The organism is Paenibacillus sp. RRE4 (assembly GCF_031844205.1).
In the GTDB taxonomy this organism is placed as follows: Bacteria; Bacillota; Bacilli; order Paenibacillales; family Paenibacillaceae; genus Paenibacillus; species Paenibacillus xylanexedens_B.
This window is the reverse complement of sequence record NZ_JAUZUT010000004.1, coordinates 83,545-100,284: the sequence shown is the minus strand read 5'-3', so window position 1 is coordinate 100,284 and position 16,740 is coordinate 83,545. Positions and strand designations below refer to the sequence as shown.

Genomic DNA, 16,740 nt, shown 5'->3' with positions numbered 1-16,740 from the left:
CTCAAACTCTCCAGCCTGCCATTTCACGTTAGTTAAAATGCACCGGACTCTCATCCGCCTGCCGGAAAGCCTCCGCCTTTTCCTCAATAAAGTTCAGGAACTGACTCGTATGCTTCATATGCCACGTGCTCAGCTCCTGGATGGATGCATCCAAGTGGGTCACAATAGGCTCCAGTCTGCGGCTACGGCTTGTATGCAAATACTGAGCCATACGTGTCCGCACCTGATTCAGCTCGGCATTGCACTGCTGGGCATTCTGTTTCCAGCGCGAAGCTACACTTTTCAGTTCTTCCGGGGTAACCTGGATTAGACCTGATCCCAGTGCGGCGGCCGCACCTCTGCCTGCACCGCCTCTCAGCCCCATTGGACCTACCGCTTTGCTTAGTGGTCCCAGATTCTCCATGAGTCTTGGCGAATAACGAACCCGCTCACCCGTGATCGGATCATACAAATCGTTGGAAATATAACCGTTCTTGAAGTCATACTGATCCAGGCTGTGGTAGTTTTCTCCGCCAAATGTATTCTTGATTTTATCAATCAGACTTACACCGTTATTGGCATCTGCGTAATTCGAATCAATATAATACGTAGAACCTACATGACGATCATATCCGCCTAACGTTCCGCTCGCGACCAGATCGCCCGGACTCGCATAGTTCGTGACTTGGCCATCCAACTCACCCGCCTCAACCCGTCGACGCATTTCAGGAGTCAAGTTGCCCATCACTGAAGGTGCACTGAATGTAACCGCGGGAAGACCGGTATAAGCGGAAGCATACTGTGCATCCCCACCGCCAAGAGAGTGTCCTGTCAGAGAGAAATTCAGATCGCCGTACTTTTCTTTCATACGGTTCGCGTAATCTTCGGACTGATACATCTGGTTCGCCCAGCCGGTGGGCGAATAGGTCTTTTCAATATCCTTTACGCGATCGCCCGTCCAGTTTTCTACATCTCTTACCCGGTCGCCAGCCCAGTTTTCCACTTTGGAGATACCTGTGGAATCTTTGATATTCTGAACGCCTCTATCGAGCCAATCGGGTGTCAGGTTGTCTACAAATTGTGCCGCGTTCTGTTGCCCTTTGCGGATCAATTCTCCACCCCCGATGCGTCCATCCATCACCAAGTCAGGCACCGAACGGTCCAAAGACGCACTTCCCTCGGTTCCCCGATAGGCAATGACCGCCTCCTTGGTCTCCGGATTATAGAACGTCACGGCGTCAAAACCGGAAAATTTATTGCTCTCTGTACCCTCCAGCACTTCCCAGCCAGGAAGCTCCGTTAGACGGTCACCTGCCTTTTGATCCTGATAGGCTAACTCCGATAAGGTTTTGTACGTTTCATCATCGATGTTCCTGCCGTTACTCAATCACTGCACCTCCCTTTTTATTTGGCGTATGGATCATGTCCTTTAGCTTTAATGACTTCCTCGAGCTCGGGACTAATCACGAGATTTTTGGTGATTTTTTTCTTGTAGTCGTACGATATGCCAAAACTCTGATCCTCATGATCCTTCACATGCCCTTTCAGTCCGATCTGCGACATCGCCATCTCTGGCAGCAGTTCCTTGCTTGTAACGACCACATCCAGTTCAAACTTTTCGTTGAAGTGCTGCACCACAACCTTCTCAGCCTCCTGGTACAACGCCTGTTTCTCACTTTCTGTCATCTTCTGACACCCTCCCAGCAATATAGTGAACACCATCATCAGTGCGAATAAACTTCTCATCCATTTCGTGCGCGGAATAGCAATTCCCCCTTTTGGCTCAAACCTGTGTAAGTAAAGAGCGCCCCCTTCACCTGTTACATGCATCATAGTACAAAATCAACATAAGACACATCGGCTCACAGGAGCGTTTTCCTGAAACTTTTCTCCTAGTTGATTCATACCTATATTTGGGTGTATATTACCCGCTTCTAAGACTGTTGTACCAATTAGAACCTAACTTTTTCCATATGAAAAACAAAAAACTTTCTTCCGAACACCGGCTGGTGTCAAAAAGAAAGCCTGCTTTGTTTACGATATTTCCCTAAAGCTCGAATTTTTCTAAAAAAGAGCCTGCTCTGCACACGAGCGGCTCTTCTTGCTGGCTAGCCGGATCGGCCCGGCCTTCCCTTTTATTCAAGTACCATCCGTAGGGCGGTCAGTAAGACCCCGATAATAAATCCGGTCACCGCACCGTTGATCCGAATCCATTGCAGATCCTGACCTACTTTATCTTCAATCAGCGAGATGAGTGAAGCGTTATCCATTTTATCTACATTTTCGCGCACGAGATTCCCGATTTTAGAGTGATTTTTCTCCAGCAGTGTGGTGACACCTTCTACAATCTTGCCATTCATGCTTGTCATTAACGCATCATCTGCACGCAGATCAGCCAACACCTTCTCTATCGCAGGCAGCGCATAGGTGTCCACATAACGTCCATCCTCCATCGCCACCAGTGCTTTATCCCGCATCTCGGTGAGCTTGTTCAGCACGGTTTCCTCCGCATTCCAGCCATCCAGCAGATTATTCTTCCACCCGTTAAGGCCATCCTGCACAGCCTCACTCACCGCAAGACGCATGGCCTGTGTACGAAGCATATCCAGCACTTTGTAACGCAGCGCACTGCCTTCCCGCTTCATATCCTCTACCCGGTCAAAAAGATATCCTTGAATAATGCCACCCAGACGGTCTTCATTCAAATAACCCATGAATGCATTCATCGCAAACTGCATAAGTCCATTCATCTGGATACCACTAATCGCCTTCATGCCACTTTCACCCAGGAACAGAATCGTTTCCGGTTTGACCAGCCACTCTTCCGCCTGCTTCAACGCATAATCCAAGGCCTGGGCATCATACCCTCGTTCCGTTACCTGTACAGCGGCCCGCTCAAGAATCGGCCCCAAGTCAAACGCTCCGGCCTGTGACTTGATCTCTTTGGCAACAATCGGAGCGATCTGCTCCAGCGGAAGCCCGGCCAAAATACGTTTGCACAGCGTATCAATCATGGTTTTGATGCCGTCACTATGCAGCTCCCGCCCCAATGTATCCAGCACAATCTCAGCTGCTTTGAAGCCAGCAATTTTCTCCGTAATGCTGTCCTTGTTCAGCAGATTATTCTCCACAGCGGAGACCAGACCTTCCGTCATCTTATCCCGGTTCTTCGGCAGCAGTGCCGTATGGGGAATCGGAATACCTAGCGGATGGCGGAACAGCGCAGTTACCGCGAACCAGTCCGCAAGTCCACCCACGAGTCCTGCTTCAAACGAACCTACCAGCAGTTTACCTACCGGCACCCCCTGAAATGGCAATGATGCTGCGAAACCCGCTCCCATAATGACGAGAGACCAGGCTGCTGCCGTTTTGGTTTTTTTAGGTTTAGCCATGATTAATTTGCTCCTTTATCGTTGATCGCGCGGGCTCGACTTGTCATACGAGATCACTACGCTTGATCGATTTTGATTATGTAAAAGCATACGGACTCTACGTTTGAATCCATTCCTCTAACCGCTATCCTCTCGGAAATTATAATGATGGGTCTACAAAATACAATTCGTTCTTTTTTCGTATACTTCATCTTATCACCCACAAGCGTCAAAACCAAACCTCTGCCTGGCGAAAAAGGATAAAACAGGGGCTTTTCGCGTGAAGCTTGCCCACCCGTATTTAAAGAGAGGAAAACTTTAGTATAATAAGTAGTGGTAGACTGTTAGAATCGACTGGCTGCCAGGCCCCAGGGTAATAACTTCCCAATTGCAGGGTAATAACTTCATGTTGACCTAAGAATCAGAGGAGGAATGACAGATCATGAAACACGTTCAGGACACAGCCACACTCAATAATGGAGTCAAGATGCCTTGGCTTGGCTTTGGCGTATTCAAAGTGAAAGACGGAGATGAGGTTGTAAATGCCGTCAAAACAGCGATAGAAGCCGGGTACCGCAGCATCGATACCGCCAAAGTATATAATAACGAATCCGGTGTCGCTCAAGGCATTCGTGAATCTGGCATTGCTCGTGAAGATTTGTTTATCACAACCAAAGTATGGAACAGTGACCAAGGCTACGAGAGCACACTTGCCGCTTTCGAAGAAAGCATGCAACGTCTGGAGCTTGAATATCTCGATCTCTATCTGATCCACTGGCCTGTCAAAGGCAAATATAAAGATACGTGGAGAGCGCTGGAAAAGCTCTATAAAGAAGGCCGTGTTCGCGCCATCGGCGTGAGTAACTTCCAGATTCATCACTTGGAAGACCTCTTGATGGATGCCAACGTCAAACCTGCGGTCAATCAGGTTGAGCTTCACCCGCTCCTGACTCAAAAGGAACTGCGTGACTACTGCAGTACACATGAGATTCAGATTGAAGCCTGGTCTCCACTTGGACAAGGCAACCTGATGGAGCATCCTTTGCTCCAGGATATCGCTACCAAATACGGCAAGTCTCCGGCACAAGTCATCTTGCGCTGGGATCTGCAAAACGGCATCGTGACCATCCCGAAATCGGTAACACCTGAGCGCATTCACGCCAATACCGAGCTATATGATTTCGAGTTAACAGCCGAGGAGATTGAACAGATTAACGGTCTGAATGAGCATAAGCGTTTCGGTTCGGATCCTGACAATTTTAACTTTTAAGAAGAGCGTTTTCCCGTCCAGATCAGATCCGGCAACCTCGAACAAGATTTGCGTCATTCTAACAGCATAGTTAACAAAAGGGACGAAGCAGAGTTAATCCCCCGCCTCGTCCCTTTTGTTATGCAATCCTGATTAACATGCTTATCCTTTGGATACCAGCTTGAAGTCATCAAAGTGAAAACCTGGCGCTACGACGCAAGTGACCAGAACCGGCTCATCGCCCAGTGGCCGCGCCGTCTGCCATACACCTGCAGGCACAAGCACCTGCGGAGATTGCCCTGCCTCGATATCCATGCCGAGAATCAGCACTTCCTCATTCTCCGGGTTTTCGCCATTGCCACCCAATTTCAATTCAATTGGACTGCCGCTGTGCCATAACCACAGCTCATCCGAAAGCACCGTGTGCCACTCGGAGATCTCATGAGCATGAAGCAAGAAGTACGTTGAACTTGCCGAGAAGCGCGGACCAGAGTAGGCGTCCGGCAAGACGGATTGCGGGATTTGATAAGATGCTTTCCAAACTTCCTTATACCAACCACCTTCAACGTGAGGCTGCATATCCAGCGCAGCTACGAGCGGTGATAATTCATGTGCTGCCATAACTTGTTTCCTTCCTTCCAATTCATTTTCGGGGATACTCCCAAACTGGAGCATGACCTCGCTCTCCCTACTCTAAAACAACATGAACGTTTTGTCACCTTTATAACGGGCGTTCCTCCATTCGTCCACCTTCTCCACACTATACCCCTATCCCTAGCGAAAGATATCTATCTACACAAAAAGCAATCCCACTCTATATGATAGCGTTTACAAAATTATCTACTTTCCGTTATGATATGAGTATCAACGCCAAGCTGAAGTTGAGAGGAGTTGCCTAATGAGTCTCATTGAGGATCGAATCGGACCCAAGTATCGGATTGGTGATTATGCCTTTACCATAGAATATATGCGAAGACATGACGGGAGTGCGATGCCGCAACCTCATGCTCACCCCTTTTACGAATTATATTACCTGCTCGAAGGTGAACGGGTATACTCCATGAATGGACAGATTTTGCCTGCGAGAAAAGGTGACCTGGTTCTCATCAACCCACATGACGTACACACTACATCCAAAGGCAACAAACCTGGCTTCGAACGGATTCTCATTGGTTTTTCGCCTGCTTTTGCCACCGGAATGGAGCTAGGCATCTGTGGCCTGTTGCCATTCAAATGTTCCAGCCTCCTCCGTCTTCCCGAGTCAGATCAGCCTGAGATTGAGCGTATCTTATGGAAGATGCTTCAGGAATGCAAAGAACGACGACCTCACTATGAGATTGCCGTACGTAGTCTGCTGGCTCAACTTCTGATTCTTGTCCATCGGGCACAGGAGGTTATCCGTGAATCCAATCCAGGCTCGCTACATCCGATGCAGGACAAGATCAGCGAGATTGTAACCTATGTCAATAAACACTACACCGAACCGCTCACTTTGGAAGATGCTGCAGCCCGTTTTTATATCAGCCCTTCTTATCTCAGCCGAATGTTCAGCCGGCTTACCGGATTTCGCTTCAGCGAATATTTGCGTATCGTTCGAGTTCGAGAGGCACAGCGAAGATTACTTTCAACACAAGAGCGGGTTCAATTTATCGCGGAAAAGGTCGGATTCGAGCATACCGCTCATTTTAACAAAACCTTTAAACAGATCACAGGCACAACGCCGCTGCGTTATCGCAAAGAGCATCGATGAATGTCACACGTCGTCCTGACCTGTTCTTCCTATACAAAACCAATCGGGTAGCCGTGCTCCAGCTCCAGTATGCGCCCTTCCCCTTCTCAGGAGAAGTTCAGGCGATGACTGGACTGCATACATGGCTACCCTACTGCAATACTAACTTCTTGATACCTACTTCTTGTGCTATGTTAAACGGCTGGCAAGATACTGCACCGCAGAAATATCACACCGTTTATCTACGAATGATAACCCCACTTCGAACTTCCGGACTCACCGATATCTGTCGTCCTTCTGTGTCTGCATCCGTTTCCCTGCATACGATTCCCGCAGATTCAAGTCCAGTGACTTTCAGCAGCTTCCCATCCGCACCCACACCTTTAATGTCCTCCAGTGTAGCGCCTTTGCAGTTGTGAAGATGAATGAGCGGACCTTCGGTGATCTGTGCCTGAAGCCCTGTAATCCGTAAATGTTTTGCCTGAGCACACTGAATGCCAGTACGAGCTTCCACGCTGTAACGTTCGATACTTACGCTGTCCAGAGGCATCTCCGGTAGACCGCTAACAAATAATGCCGTATCGGCTCCCGCGCAGACCACATCCGAGATGCGAATATCGCGGAACACCGGCGTTTCTTCGCTGACCTCTTTTGCAAGGTCCCCGCCGCGGGCAGACCCCTCCATATTGGCATAGAAAAAGGAAAACGAAATAGCTTCCATAATGATATCCTTCATATATATGCGCTCGATCTGAATATCTTCTACAACACCGCCACGCCCTCGTGCGCTCTTGAAACGCAGACCAATATCCGTGCCGATAAACGTACAATCCGTTACCCGCACATGCCGCACTCCGCCGGACATCTCGCTTCCGATCACAAAGCCGCCATGACCGTGATACACCGTGCAATCCCGAATCGTAACGTACTCCGATGGCAGTCCGAGTTCCCGTCCCTCGGCATCTTTTCCTGACTTCATACAGATCGCATCATCACCGACATCAAATATACTCTGCTCTACCAGAACATGACGACATGATTCAATATCCAGCCCGTCTCCATTCTGGGAGAACCAAGGATTTCGCACATTCACTTTACGAATCGTTACATGTTCACATGCCCAGGGATGCAGGTTCCAAGCCGGCGAGTTCTGGAATGTAGGCCCTTCCAGCAGAACCCGTTTGCATCGGCGCAAGCTGACCATGTTCGGCCGCAGGAAATCCCGGATCTCTTCATGCGCGGCGAGATCACGTACTTTTTCCCTGTAGAGCTTCTCGGCAATGGCACCGCCGTCCATCGCAGATTGGGAAGGCCACCAGATCTGTTCATCCGTCGTACTCGACTCTTCTACAACACCACCAGAGGCAAGCAATCGCTTCCACTGGCCAGCAGTCATTTTGGAACGTTTCACCGGACGCCAGGCTTCACCGCCGCCATCCCAGATGCCTTCCCCCGTAATCGCAATATCTTCGAGCCCGTCTGCATCAATCGGAGATTGACAGCGTACAACCTGCCAACCCTCGAAGCTTGATGCAATAAGAGGATACCTGTTGAAATCCTGACTGAAGGTTACCAGTGCGCCGGCTTGCACATGCAGTTCAATCCGGCTACGAAGCATGATCGGTCCAGTGAGCCACACGCCGGCAGGAATGATGATCCTGCCTCCACCTGCGTCTGCACATGCGGCAATAACCAGCCGGAAGGCCTCTGTATTATCCGTGATACCGTCTCCAACGGCACCATACTCGGTAATATGAAAATCATGTTCAGGAATCACGGGCAGATTCACTTCGTAAGCTTGAAGATCAGCTGCACTGCCTGACCCTGCAGACAACGGGGAGCGATATATATTCATGGTACGAAATCATCCTCTCTACTATGATTCTTTCGTTTCATCATAACAACGGCACTGTAGGGACGGGTTGAGCTTTTTTGCCATGTACAGGGTGAACTTGATGTTATTTGTTATTTATATTCGTTATCCGGTTCACAAAAACAGAACATCAATTTCAGTTTACAATATACATCAATTCCAGTCATTGTAAATAAACTAGGAGTATTGATTCATTTTTCTGTCAGCATTCGTCACAAGAAGATCAACTATATAACATATATATAACGTAAATTTGGGCTATAGCCCTATAAAACCCATTACTTATGTCACGTTTTATTACAGACCAATTGCTATTAGAAGGATGTCTATGTATGATTAAATAACCACTTTGCAATAATACCTTTTTATACCATTTTAACTCTTCGTTGCAGAAAGGGTGTGTGTTCTTGATTGAATTCAAACGTGTGCAAAAACATTTCGGTCATTTCCATGTCCTCAAGGATATTCATCTTCGTATCGAAGAAGGAGAAGTCGTTGTTATTGTCGGACCTTCAGGCTCTGGCAAAAGTACGCTGCTCCGTTGCATTAACCGCCTGGAGACCATCAGCGAAGGTGAGCTCGTTGTCAGCGGCATTCCTCTGCATCAGAAAAAGGTGGACATCAACCTCTTCCGCCGCGACATCGGCATGGTCTTTCAACATTTCAATCTGTATCCCCACAAAAAAGTCATCGACAACATCACTCTTGCACCCGTCAAGGTACGCAAACAACCCAAAGCCCAAGCCGTAGCAACCGCTATGAAATACCTGGAGCGGGTCGGCATTGCCGATAAAGCAGACAGTTACCCTTCCCAGTTGTCCGGTGGACAACAGCAGCGTGTAGCCATTGCGAGAGGACTCGCCATGGAGCCGAAGATTATGCTTTTTGACGAACCCACGTCCGCCCTTGATCCCGAGATGATCGGAGAGGTTCTGGATGTCATGCGCTCCCTTGCCCACAACGGCATGACAATGGTGGTCGTTACCCACGAGATGGGCTTTGCCCGCGAGGTGGCAGACCGGGTCATTTTCATGGACGAGGGCCGCATCGTAGAAGAGGCACCCGCAGCAGCATTTTTTGACAACCCCCGAGAAGAAAGAGCACAACAATTCCTTAGCCGCCTGATCCATCATTAACACTTCATCGTTCTATCACCGAAATGCATAGCTAGATGGAAAATAGGCCATTTGTCAGGCTTAAATCTACTCAACACTCCCTAAACTCACATCAGAACTACCACTACGAAGTAAACAACAGGTAAGCCTTAAACAAGAGCAAAAAGAAAACTTCACTCTACAAATAAAAGCCATTGCTCACTCCACATTTTGAAAGGGGTCTTAAATTGATGAAAAATAGGAAGAAACTCCCGTCTTTAACGTTAATGTTGGTGCTTATGTTATCACTTGTATTATCCGGCTGTAACTCCACGGGTACAGACACACCTTCCGCGAGCGGTGGGGGCGACGCAGAAGCACAAGGCACGATTGAACGGATTAAGGAGCGCGGCAAGCTGATTGCCGGTGTCAAATATGATACAAAGTTATTTGGACTCAAAGACCCGGCAAGCGGAGATGTAGAAGGCTTTGATATCGATATTGCCAAGGCACTCGCCAAGCAGATTCTGGGAGACGAAACGAAGGTTGAACTGAAAGAAGTGACGTCCAAAACACGGATTCCAATGCTGCAAAACGGAGATATCGACATTATCATTGCCACGATGACCATTACGGACGAGCGGAAAGAGCAAGTGGATTTCAGTGATGTGTACTTCGAGGCAGGCCAATCCCTTCTGGTGAAAAACGACAGTGCCATCACCGGTCTGGAGAGCCTGGATGGTGTGAAGGTGCTTGCCGTAAAAGGCTCCACGTCCGCACAGAATATCCGCGAGAAGGCACCGAAGGCCGACGTGCTGGAGTTCGATAATTATCAGGATGCTTTTACAGCGCTGAAAGCAGGCAAAGGCGAAGCGCTGACAACCGATAACATCATCCTCATCGGCATGCAACAGACGGACAACAACTACAAGCTGGTCGGCGGCAACTTCACAAGCGAGCCTTATGGCATGGCGATTCGCAAGGGCGATACGGCTTTTGTAGAAGAAGTGAACAAGCTGATTAAAGATCTGAAGGATAGCGGTGAGTATGACACGTTGCATGAGAAGTGGCTGGGCAGTAAGCCTGAGTAGTCCAAGTACCTGATGATGAGCAAATCTACCATCAGCCAAACATTCAATATACACTGCAAGCATCTGCCGTATACGAGAAATACGTATGCAGCAGATGCGCTGTTGTTTTATTTTCACACCTGGAGAACGGGGGCTCTTGTTATGGGTACATTGGATTTCAGCGTACTGTTCAGACACTCCGACCGATTTTTTGAAGGATTTCTGAATACGATTCAAGTGAGCGTGATGGCCCTGATTGGCAGCTTTGTGCTGGGGGCCATTCTGGCGATCTTTCGAATCTCACCGGTCAAACCGTTGAACTGGTTTGGTACGGCGTTTGTTGAGTTTATCCGCAACATTCCGTTGCTGATCGTTGTGTTTTTTTTCTATCTTGGTCTGCCTTCGCTGGGTATTTCTCTGGATGGATTCGTCGCAGGCACACTGGGACTAACCATATACACGGCTGTTTTCATCGCAGAAGCGATTCGGGCAGGCATTCAAACTGTACCTCGTGGTCAACTGGAGGCGGCACGTTCATCGGGACTGTCTTATGTACAGGCCATGAACCTGATCATCCTGCCGCAGGCCATCAAAATTGTACTGCCCTCCATTGGCAATCAATTTATTAATCTGGTTAAAAACTCTTCCATTCTGGCGGTCGTCGCCGGCATGGACTTGATGTATTTTGCCGACATTGTAAACTCGGATACGTTCCAGCCACTAAGCGTCTACACCATCGTTGCCCTCTTCTATCTGACGCTAACCTTACCGCTCAGCTTTCTGGTGCACTATATGGAACGCAGATTCGGACAGAGTGACGCAGAAGCACGCAAGCCCAAAGGCAAACCGAAGAAAAACAAACCTGCCGGGCAGGTTACGATGTAGAGGATTTTATCACGCATTGAACATATAACGTTCACCGAAGGAGGCATCGAACGTATGGACTTTAGCGGGGCCTATGAATGGCCTAACCTTCGTTTCCTGTTGCAAGGGTTTTGGGTGACCCTTCAAGTTGCAGGCTTATCCATTGTGTTCAGCTTTGTGCTGGGCACACTGCTCGGTACCATACGATTCACACGAATTCCCGTCCTCTCCCAGATTGTGGCGGTCATCGTAGATACCATTCGTAACTTGCCGTTGCTGCTCATCATCTTTTTTATCCATATCGTGCTACCACAGCTTGGCATTAAAATGCCACCCTTCTGGTCCACGGTCGTGGGACTAAGTCTGTTCGAAGGCGCCATGATCGCTGAAATCGTGCGAAGCGGCCTTAAATCCGTAGAACGTGGTCAGGTGGAAGCTGCCCGCTCCTCCGGCCTAAGTTACATGCAGACGCTCACTGGCATCATCATGCCACAGGCACTGCGCCGCATGTCTCCGCCCATGGTCAGCCAGTTCATCTCACTATTGAAGGATACGTCGCTGGCGATCATTATCTCCCTGCCGGAGCTGATGCGCAATGTGCAGATCCTCGGCGGTCAAAGCTTCGATTACATCATCCCGGCGTTGTTACTCGCTGCTGTACTGTATTTCATCATCAACTACTCCCTCTCCATCGTTGCCAGAAGACTTGAAGCACGAATGAACTAGGGAGGTGAACCGTTGTTTTGTTTCAGTTGCATGAGGCGGTGGCTCGAAGCGAAGCTACTCCTTGCTCCATGCTGAATGGTTTGAGGCAACCGCTACGATTACTTGCGCTTCACTCCTCTAAATCGGATTCAACTTCTCTAGCTTCAGTACTCGAAGTGGAACCACCCAAAATATGAGCTAAACAGAGCAACGGTTCGAAGTAACCATTCGAAGTTCAAAAGCTTCCGTTCCACATTTTTCGTGGAATTGGAGCTTTTGAATTCTAACGATCTCAGATGAGCTTATTTAGCCATTTTGGGGGCATTTTCAATTCTAACGATCCGTAGGAAGCTTATTTTGCTGATTCAGGCCATTTTCCGCCCCATTCCGAGCAATCTTGGCAAAATAGCGTCACTGGGGATCGTTAGAATTTTTTTGTCACCTTTTTTGCCCAAATAAGGCTTCTGGTGATCGTTAGAATTTCACCGCTGTGCCGTTACGCTAACTTCGGCCCTGTTCCACTCAAATTGCCACACCATTCTGGCGCAACTCTGCTTGCAACAGTGATACAGGAAGATTCGCAGGCGAAAGTTTCAGCTTTACCGCCATAGCCGCAGCTGTTCCCGCAGCCTCTCCCGTTGCCATACAGCTTGGGGTCAGTCTGGTTGTAGCGTGAGCCTCATGTGTCGTGGAGATACAGCGTCCGGCAGCCAGCAAGTTGCTGATATTTTGCGAGAGCAGCGAACGATAGGGAATATCATACGCACCATCTCCTTCAATAAAGGCTGCAGTCACGCCCTGCCCGGAGGGATCATGAATATCGATAGGATAACCGCTTCTAGCGACTACATCTTCGAACTTCCGCCCTGCAACGACATCTTCCCGAGTCAGCGCATAGCGCCCAACAATACGTCTGGATTCACGAATGCCGATCTGTGGCGCTACAGCCGAGATCGAAGCTCGTTCGAAACCAGGCACATCATTCCGCAGAAACTCGGCAATCATCAGCACCTGCTTCCGTCCTTCCTGTTCAGCTTCGGTTAAATCCACAGCATTGGTGGCATCGAGCCCCTGCACCCGAGTACAGTTAATCAACACCTCATCTTCTGCCGGCCCGGTAAAAAATAACACCTGATCGCGTTGAATCGGCACCGCCGCTTTCTTCCAGTGTGAATAGAAGCCGCTCACGCCCGTCAACGGAATCGTGTCTAATTCGCCAAAGGGTGTTTTCTCATAAAAATCCTCGGGGTGCTCCTGCATGTACTGCTTCACACGCCCGAGATCCACGCCGCGCATACGGAATTTCATCGTCATCGGCTGAGACTGGCTGTCTTTCTCCCGTCCCTTCGCTATAGCGGCACCAGCCAGATAAGCCACATCCGCATCACCACTCGCATCAACAAATACGTTCGCCTGAATCTCCAGCTGACCGGATTTGTTCGTGACTCGCACTGCCTCTACCCGGTCATCCACCGTCGCGACACTATCTACGAAGCTGTGCAGCAACAGCCGAACACCTGCCTCCTTCAGCATTTCTGCCGCAACCACCTGATAGACGGCCGGATCATACGGTGTCACGCTATGCACAAAACCAACCGTATCACGCAGATGTCCGGGGGAACCGCCCCGTGCCTGTAAACGATCCACAATCTCCTGTGCAATCCCCTGAATAACCTGCTCACCCTGCTCCGTATGAAACGTCATCCACGGGTAGACCATAGCAGCCGTTGACATCCCGCCAACGAATCCATAGCGTTCCACCAGCACCACGCGAACTCCCTGCCTACCTGCTACAATCGCCGCCGCTATTCCAGCGGGACCGCCTCCGACAATGACTACTTCCGCCGATTCCCTTTTCAAATGCGTCACTTCTTTCAAACGCGTCCTCTCCCTCCCGTATGATAAGCTGCTCTTCCAATCCCATTACTCCTTCAATCCCGTCATCGCCACACCTTCAATGAAACGCCGCTGCGCCAGGAAAAAAACGATCAATAGCGGTACCGTCGCCATCACGGTCGCACTCATTAAATACTGCCAGGCTGTGCCCACCTCATCCGTGAACAGGGACAACCCCAGCGGCAGCGTCATCAGTTCTCTCGAATTGATAAAAATCAACGGATCAAAGAACTCATTCCAAATCGTCACAAATGTAAAAATAGTCAGCGTCGCCATGCCCGGCTTCGCAAGGGGAAGCATAATCTGCCAATAAATCCGAAATCGGCTACAGCCATCCATCATGGCTGCTTCCTCCAGCTCGGTGGGCACCGTAATAAAGAACTGCCGCATCACAAAGATGCCAAACACACCGCCCGCGCCAAAGATCGGCAGTAAAATTAGCGGAAGATGCGTATCAATCCAGCCCAGCTGCCGCATAAACAAGAACATCGGAATCGCCGTTACCTCATGCGGAATCATCATCGCGCTCAGCAGGATGAGAAAGATCATATTCCGCCCCTTGAACGGAATCTTGGCAAAGGCATACCCCGCAAGGGAAGCAAAAAACACCGTGCCAAGCACCACCAACGCAGAGATATACACACTATTCCCGTAAAAACGGTGAAACGGAATCAATCGAAACACATCGATGTAATTCTGAAATTGCAAGCTGTCCGGTATCCACTGCGGCGGATAGGTAAATATGCTCTGCGGTTCCTTGAGGGATGTCGAGACCATCCAGATCAACGGAACAATCATGATCAGCGAAACTGCCGTCAGGATCAAATAGGTGCCAACAGCAGTCCCGAACCTCCGGCCTGTCAACCTAGGCATCGCCTTCACCAAACACCCACCTCTTTCGGAGCTGCCATTGCAGCAGCGTCAGAATCAGCACAATCAGGAACAGCACATACGCAAGGGACGAAGCATAGCCGAACTGAAACAGCTTGAACGCTTTTTCCCAGATGTAATAGACCAGAACTTTCGTGCTGTTGCTCGGCCCGCCTTGGGTCATGACATAGATCTGTCCAAATACTTTGAGCGACCCAATGACGGTCATCACGACGGTCAGAAATACGGTCGGCGTGATCATAGGCAGGGTGACGTTGAAAAAAGAAGCCCTTCTGCCCGCGCCATCCAGTGTCGCCGCTTCGTACAGGGAACGCGGGACCTGCTGAAGTGCTGCAATGAACAGCACCATGTTCAGACCGACATTTTTCAGCACACTCGTCACAATAACCGCAGGCATGGCCAGGTTCGGATCGTACAGCCAAGCAGGGCCTTTAATGCCCATCATCAGCAATAGCTGATTGATCAGCCCCGACTCTGTTGCATACATCAGCTTCCACACGATGGCCCAGACAATTAATGACGTCATCACCGGGACGAAAATGGCCGTTCTGAACAGGCCGATCCCTCGAATGCTTTTGGATAAGAGCAGGGCGAGCAGCAAAGCAAGTACGATATTCAGCGGCACCAGACCTGCCGTAAAGTAAACCGTATTGCCAAGCACTTCCCAGAACATGGCGTCCGTCATAATATTCCGGTAATTGTCCAGCCCGATAAAATGGTGATCCCCAAGCAGCGGCCAATCCGTCAGGCTCATATACAATGCAAGCCCCATCGGGAACAGAAGCAACAGGGTAAAGCCCAGCACCATCGGTGAAATAAACAACCAGCCAGCAATCTGTGCCTCTCTGGCGAGCGGCCCTCCGCGTCTCCGCTTGTTGGATCGGCTCACGAGCCATCCCCCCCTGAATCCGAACCATCCGAAAGTTTCGTGAGAACGGAAGGAGTGGCAGGGTCAGAATGTCCATCAACACACGATTCTGATGCAAATTGTTCCGAGCCCGAAGGCTGTTTTTGTCCCAGACGATCTATTGCATTGCGGAAGCTACTCACCGCTCTACGTAGCTCATCCTCCGTTTTGCCTGTAACAATCGCCCCAAGCATAATGGCCTTGATGCCGCTATGGTGAAGCACGGGAACATCCTCCGGCACCAGCTTGCGCTGGGAAGGAACAAGTACCGGTACTCTGGCCTGCAAGACCAGCTGCCGATAATGAAGCACGTCCGCGAAGCTGAGCGAGGTGCCGTATTCATTGCCGGGTACAATCGAAGCCTCCAGTGCAGTAAAACCGAAATGTGCAGCAGACGCCACCAGAGAGACATCATACTCGTTGTTAATCGCAAACGTAGATTCCAGCCCGTGGTCTTGCAGCATAAAAGAAGGCAGATGATGCGCATAGATCGAGTAGAAGTCAAAGCCCATACCCTCCAGTCGCTCCACATCTTCTCTCCGTGTCCCTTCAATACTGCCGGACGGCACAACGCCGAACGGACCAGCGAACTCCGAGCGGATTGCACGAAATACCTCCGTGTACTCACCAAGCGAACCAAAATGGTTGCCGCTTGCGCGATGGCCCACATTAAAATGCACCTTCAGGGCATCCGCCCCTTCCTCCCATGCCGCCCGAGCCAGTGCGAGCTCGTTCCCGGGCAGACTGACGATGAGCGACAGCGGTTTTTGCTCCAGCATAGCTTGCAGTTGACCTATCTTTTGCATATGTTGCTTAGCCCAAAGTTGACCGACTTGATGTGAATGTTGCGGGTTCTGGGAGTGCTGCGGGTTCTGCCAACTCTGAGAAAGCTGCATCTGTTGTGCTTCCTGTGTCTGTTCCGTCCTTTGCGACCGCTGCTGCATCTGCTCCGTCTGCTGACCCTTCTTCATGTCCTCCACCTGGTTCATCCCCTCACTTCTCTCACTCTTCATACGCCTCATTCACTTTTTTTTCGCCATTTTTATTTCCATCATTTTCCTGTATTTCCTATGCTCTATTCTCATTTACGCTTCATCTCCCTCACTCTTCAC

The 16,740-nt window shown here is 49.8% G+C and carries 15 protein-coding genes; 6 read left to right on the top strand and 9 right to left on the bottom strand.

What is annotated here, in order from left to right; translation table 11 throughout:
* Positions 1-28: 28 nt before the first annotated feature.
* The 3 genes from Q9R46_RS20490 to Q9R46_RS20480 all read right to left on the bottom strand — a co-directional run bounded on the left by Q9R46_RS20490 (position 29) and on the right by Q9R46_RS20480 (position 3,371).
* Entirely contained in the window at positions 29-1,366 is a 1,338-nt protein-coding gene (locus tag Q9R46_RS20490) for a Tle-like phospholipase domain-containing protein (RefSeq protein WP_311281558.1), read from the bottom strand.
* A 17-nt stretch (positions 1,367-1,383) separates the two neighbouring features.
* A complete protein-coding gene (locus Q9R46_RS20485) occupies positions 1,384-1,665 on the bottom strand; it encodes a hypothetical protein (RefSeq protein ID WP_311281557.1) in 282 nt (93 codons plus the stop codon).
* Between the two features lie 449 nt (positions 1,666-2,114).
* Positions 2,115-3,371, bottom strand: coding sequence for a DUF445 domain-containing protein (locus Q9R46_RS20480; protein WP_253498339.1), 1,257 nt, complete (start codon positions 3,369-3,371; stop codon positions 2,115-2,117).
* 421 nt (positions 3,372-3,792) lie between these two features.
* On the opposite strand from Q9R46_RS20480, the gene Q9R46_RS20475 reads away from it, so the two are divergent.
* Entirely contained in the window at positions 3,793-4,620 is an 828-nt protein-coding gene (locus tag Q9R46_RS20475) for an aldo/keto reductase (protein ID WP_311281556.1), read from the top strand.
* A 141-nt stretch (positions 4,621-4,761) separates the two neighbouring features.
* Here the strand turns inward: Q9R46_RS20475 and Q9R46_RS20470 are convergent, their stop codons facing one another.
* Positions 4,762-5,220, bottom strand: coding sequence for a cupin domain-containing protein (locus tag Q9R46_RS20470; protein ID WP_311281555.1), 459 nt, complete (start codon positions 5,218-5,220; stop codon positions 4,762-4,764).
* A 277-nt stretch (positions 5,221-5,497) separates the two neighbouring features.
* Here Q9R46_RS20470 and Q9R46_RS20465 point away from each other — a divergent pair, with 277 nt between their 5' ends.
* Positions 5,498-6,349: a helix-turn-helix transcriptional regulator gene (locus Q9R46_RS20465; RefSeq protein WP_145334125.1), complete on the top strand. Its 852-nt coding sequence runs from the start codon at positions 5,498-5,500 to the stop codon at positions 6,347-6,349.
* 217 nt (positions 6,350-6,566) lie between these two features.
* On the opposite strand, the gene Q9R46_RS20460 is transcribed toward Q9R46_RS20465, so the two are convergent.
* Positions 6,567-8,183, bottom strand: coding sequence for a glycoside hydrolase family 28 protein (locus Q9R46_RS20460; RefSeq protein ID WP_311281554.1), 1,617 nt, complete (start codon positions 8,181-8,183; stop codon positions 6,567-6,569).
* Between the two features lie 404 nt (positions 8,184-8,587).
* Between Q9R46_RS20460 and Q9R46_RS20455 the strand changes: the two genes are divergently transcribed.
* The 4 genes from Q9R46_RS20455 to Q9R46_RS20440 all read left to right on the top strand — a co-directional run bounded on the left by Q9R46_RS20455 (position 8,588) and on the right by Q9R46_RS20440 (position 11,955).
* Positions 8,588-9,337, top strand: a complete 750-nt coding sequence (locus Q9R46_RS20455) for an amino acid ABC transporter ATP-binding protein (RefSeq protein ID WP_311281553.1) — start codon at positions 8,588-8,590, stop codon at positions 9,335-9,337.
* 209 nt (positions 9,338-9,546) lie between these two features.
* On the top strand, positions 9,547-10,386 hold the full coding sequence (locus tag Q9R46_RS20450; RefSeq protein ID WP_311281552.1) for a transporter substrate-binding domain-containing protein: 840 nt from the start codon (positions 9,547-9,549) through the stop codon (positions 10,384-10,386).
* A gap of 141 nt (positions 10,387-10,527) precedes the next feature.
* Positions 10,528-11,250 carry an amino acid ABC transporter permease gene (locus Q9R46_RS20445; RefSeq protein ID WP_145334128.1) on the top strand — a complete coding sequence of 241 codons (723 nt, stop codon included), beginning with the start codon at positions 10,528-10,530 and terminating at the stop codon, positions 11,248-11,250.
* Positions 11,251-11,304: 54 nt separating this feature from the next.
* Complete coding sequence (locus Q9R46_RS20440) at positions 11,305-11,955, top strand: amino acid ABC transporter permease (RefSeq protein ID WP_145334130.1); 651 nt, start codon at positions 11,305-11,307, stop codon at positions 11,953-11,955.
* Between the two features lie 501 nt (positions 11,956-12,456).
* Here the strand turns inward: Q9R46_RS20440 and Q9R46_RS20435 are convergent.
* The 4 genes from Q9R46_RS20435 to Q9R46_RS20420 form a co-directional block, all read right to left on the bottom strand.
* The gene (locus tag Q9R46_RS20435; RefSeq protein WP_311281551.1) at positions 12,457-13,812 is read right to left on the bottom strand and encodes an FAD-dependent oxidoreductase; all 1,356 of its coding nucleotides are present in this window, start codon (positions 13,810-13,812) and stop codon (positions 12,457-12,459) included.
* A 45-nt stretch (positions 13,813-13,857) separates the two neighbouring features.
* Positions 13,858-14,703: a carbohydrate ABC transporter permease gene (locus tag Q9R46_RS20430; protein ID WP_311281688.1), complete on the bottom strand. Its 846-nt coding sequence runs from the start codon at positions 14,701-14,703 to the stop codon at positions 13,858-13,860.
* Positions 14,696-15,529, bottom strand: coding sequence for a carbohydrate ABC transporter permease (locus tag Q9R46_RS20425; protein WP_397386398.1), 834 nt, complete (start codon positions 15,527-15,529; stop codon positions 14,696-14,698). Before Q9R46_RS20425 ends, Q9R46_RS20430 begins: the two co-directional genes overlap by 8 nt.
* A 77-nt stretch (positions 15,530-15,606) precedes the next feature.
* A complete protein-coding gene (locus tag Q9R46_RS20420) occupies positions 15,607-16,599 on the bottom strand; it encodes a hypothetical protein (RefSeq protein ID WP_311281549.1) in 993 nt (330 codons plus the stop codon).
* Positions 16,600-16,740: the final 141 nt, after the last annotated feature.

What these genes read in the sequence shown, in the direction of transcription:
- Q9R46_RS20485 (WP_311281557.1), bottom strand. Translation starts at nt 1,665, where the DNA reads ATGACAGAAAGTGAGAAACAGGCGTTGTACCAGGAGGCTGAGAAGGTT.
- Q9R46_RS20480 (WP_253498339.1), bottom strand. Translation starts at nt 3,371, where the DNA reads ATGGCTAAACCTAAAAAAACCAAAACGGCAGCAGCCTGGTCTCTCGTC.
- Q9R46_RS20475 (WP_311281556.1), top strand. Translation starts at nt 3,793, where the DNA reads ATGAAACACGTTCAGGACACAGCCACACTCAATAATGGAGTCAAGATG.
- Q9R46_RS20470 (WP_311281555.1), bottom strand. Translation starts at nt 5,220, where the DNA reads ATGGCAGCACATGAATTATCACCGCTCGTAGCTGCGCTGGATATGCAG.
- Q9R46_RS20465 (WP_145334125.1), top strand. Translation starts at nt 5,498, where the DNA reads ATGAGTCTCATTGAGGATCGAATCGGACCCAAGTATCGGATTGGTGAT.
- Q9R46_RS20460 (WP_311281554.1), bottom strand. Translation starts at nt 8,183, where the DNA reads ATGAATATATATCGCTCCCCGTTGTCTGCAGGGTCAGGCAGTGCAGCT.
- Q9R46_RS20450 (WP_311281552.1), top strand. Translation starts at nt 9,547, where the DNA reads ATGAAAAATAGGAAGAAACTCCCGTCTTTAACGTTAATGTTGGTGCTT.
- Q9R46_RS20445 (WP_145334128.1), top strand. Translation starts at nt 10,528, where the DNA reads ATGGGTACATTGGATTTCAGCGTACTGTTCAGACACTCCGACCGATTT.
- Q9R46_RS20440 (WP_145334130.1), top strand. Translation starts at nt 11,305, where the DNA reads ATGGACTTTAGCGGGGCCTATGAATGGCCTAACCTTCGTTTCCTGTTG.
- Q9R46_RS20430 (WP_311281688.1), bottom strand. Translation starts at nt 14,703, where the DNA reads ATGCCTAGGTTGACAGGCCGGAGGTTCGGGACTGCTGTTGGCACCTAT.
- Q9R46_RS20425 (WP_397386398.1), bottom strand. Translation starts at nt 15,529, where the DNA reads ATGGTGCTGGGCTTTACCCTGTTGCTTCTGTTCCCGATGGGGCTTGCA.
- Q9R46_RS20420 (WP_311281549.1), bottom strand. Translation starts at nt 16,599, where the DNA reads ATGAAGAAGGGTCAGCAGACGGAGCAGATGCAGCAGCGGTCGCAAAGG.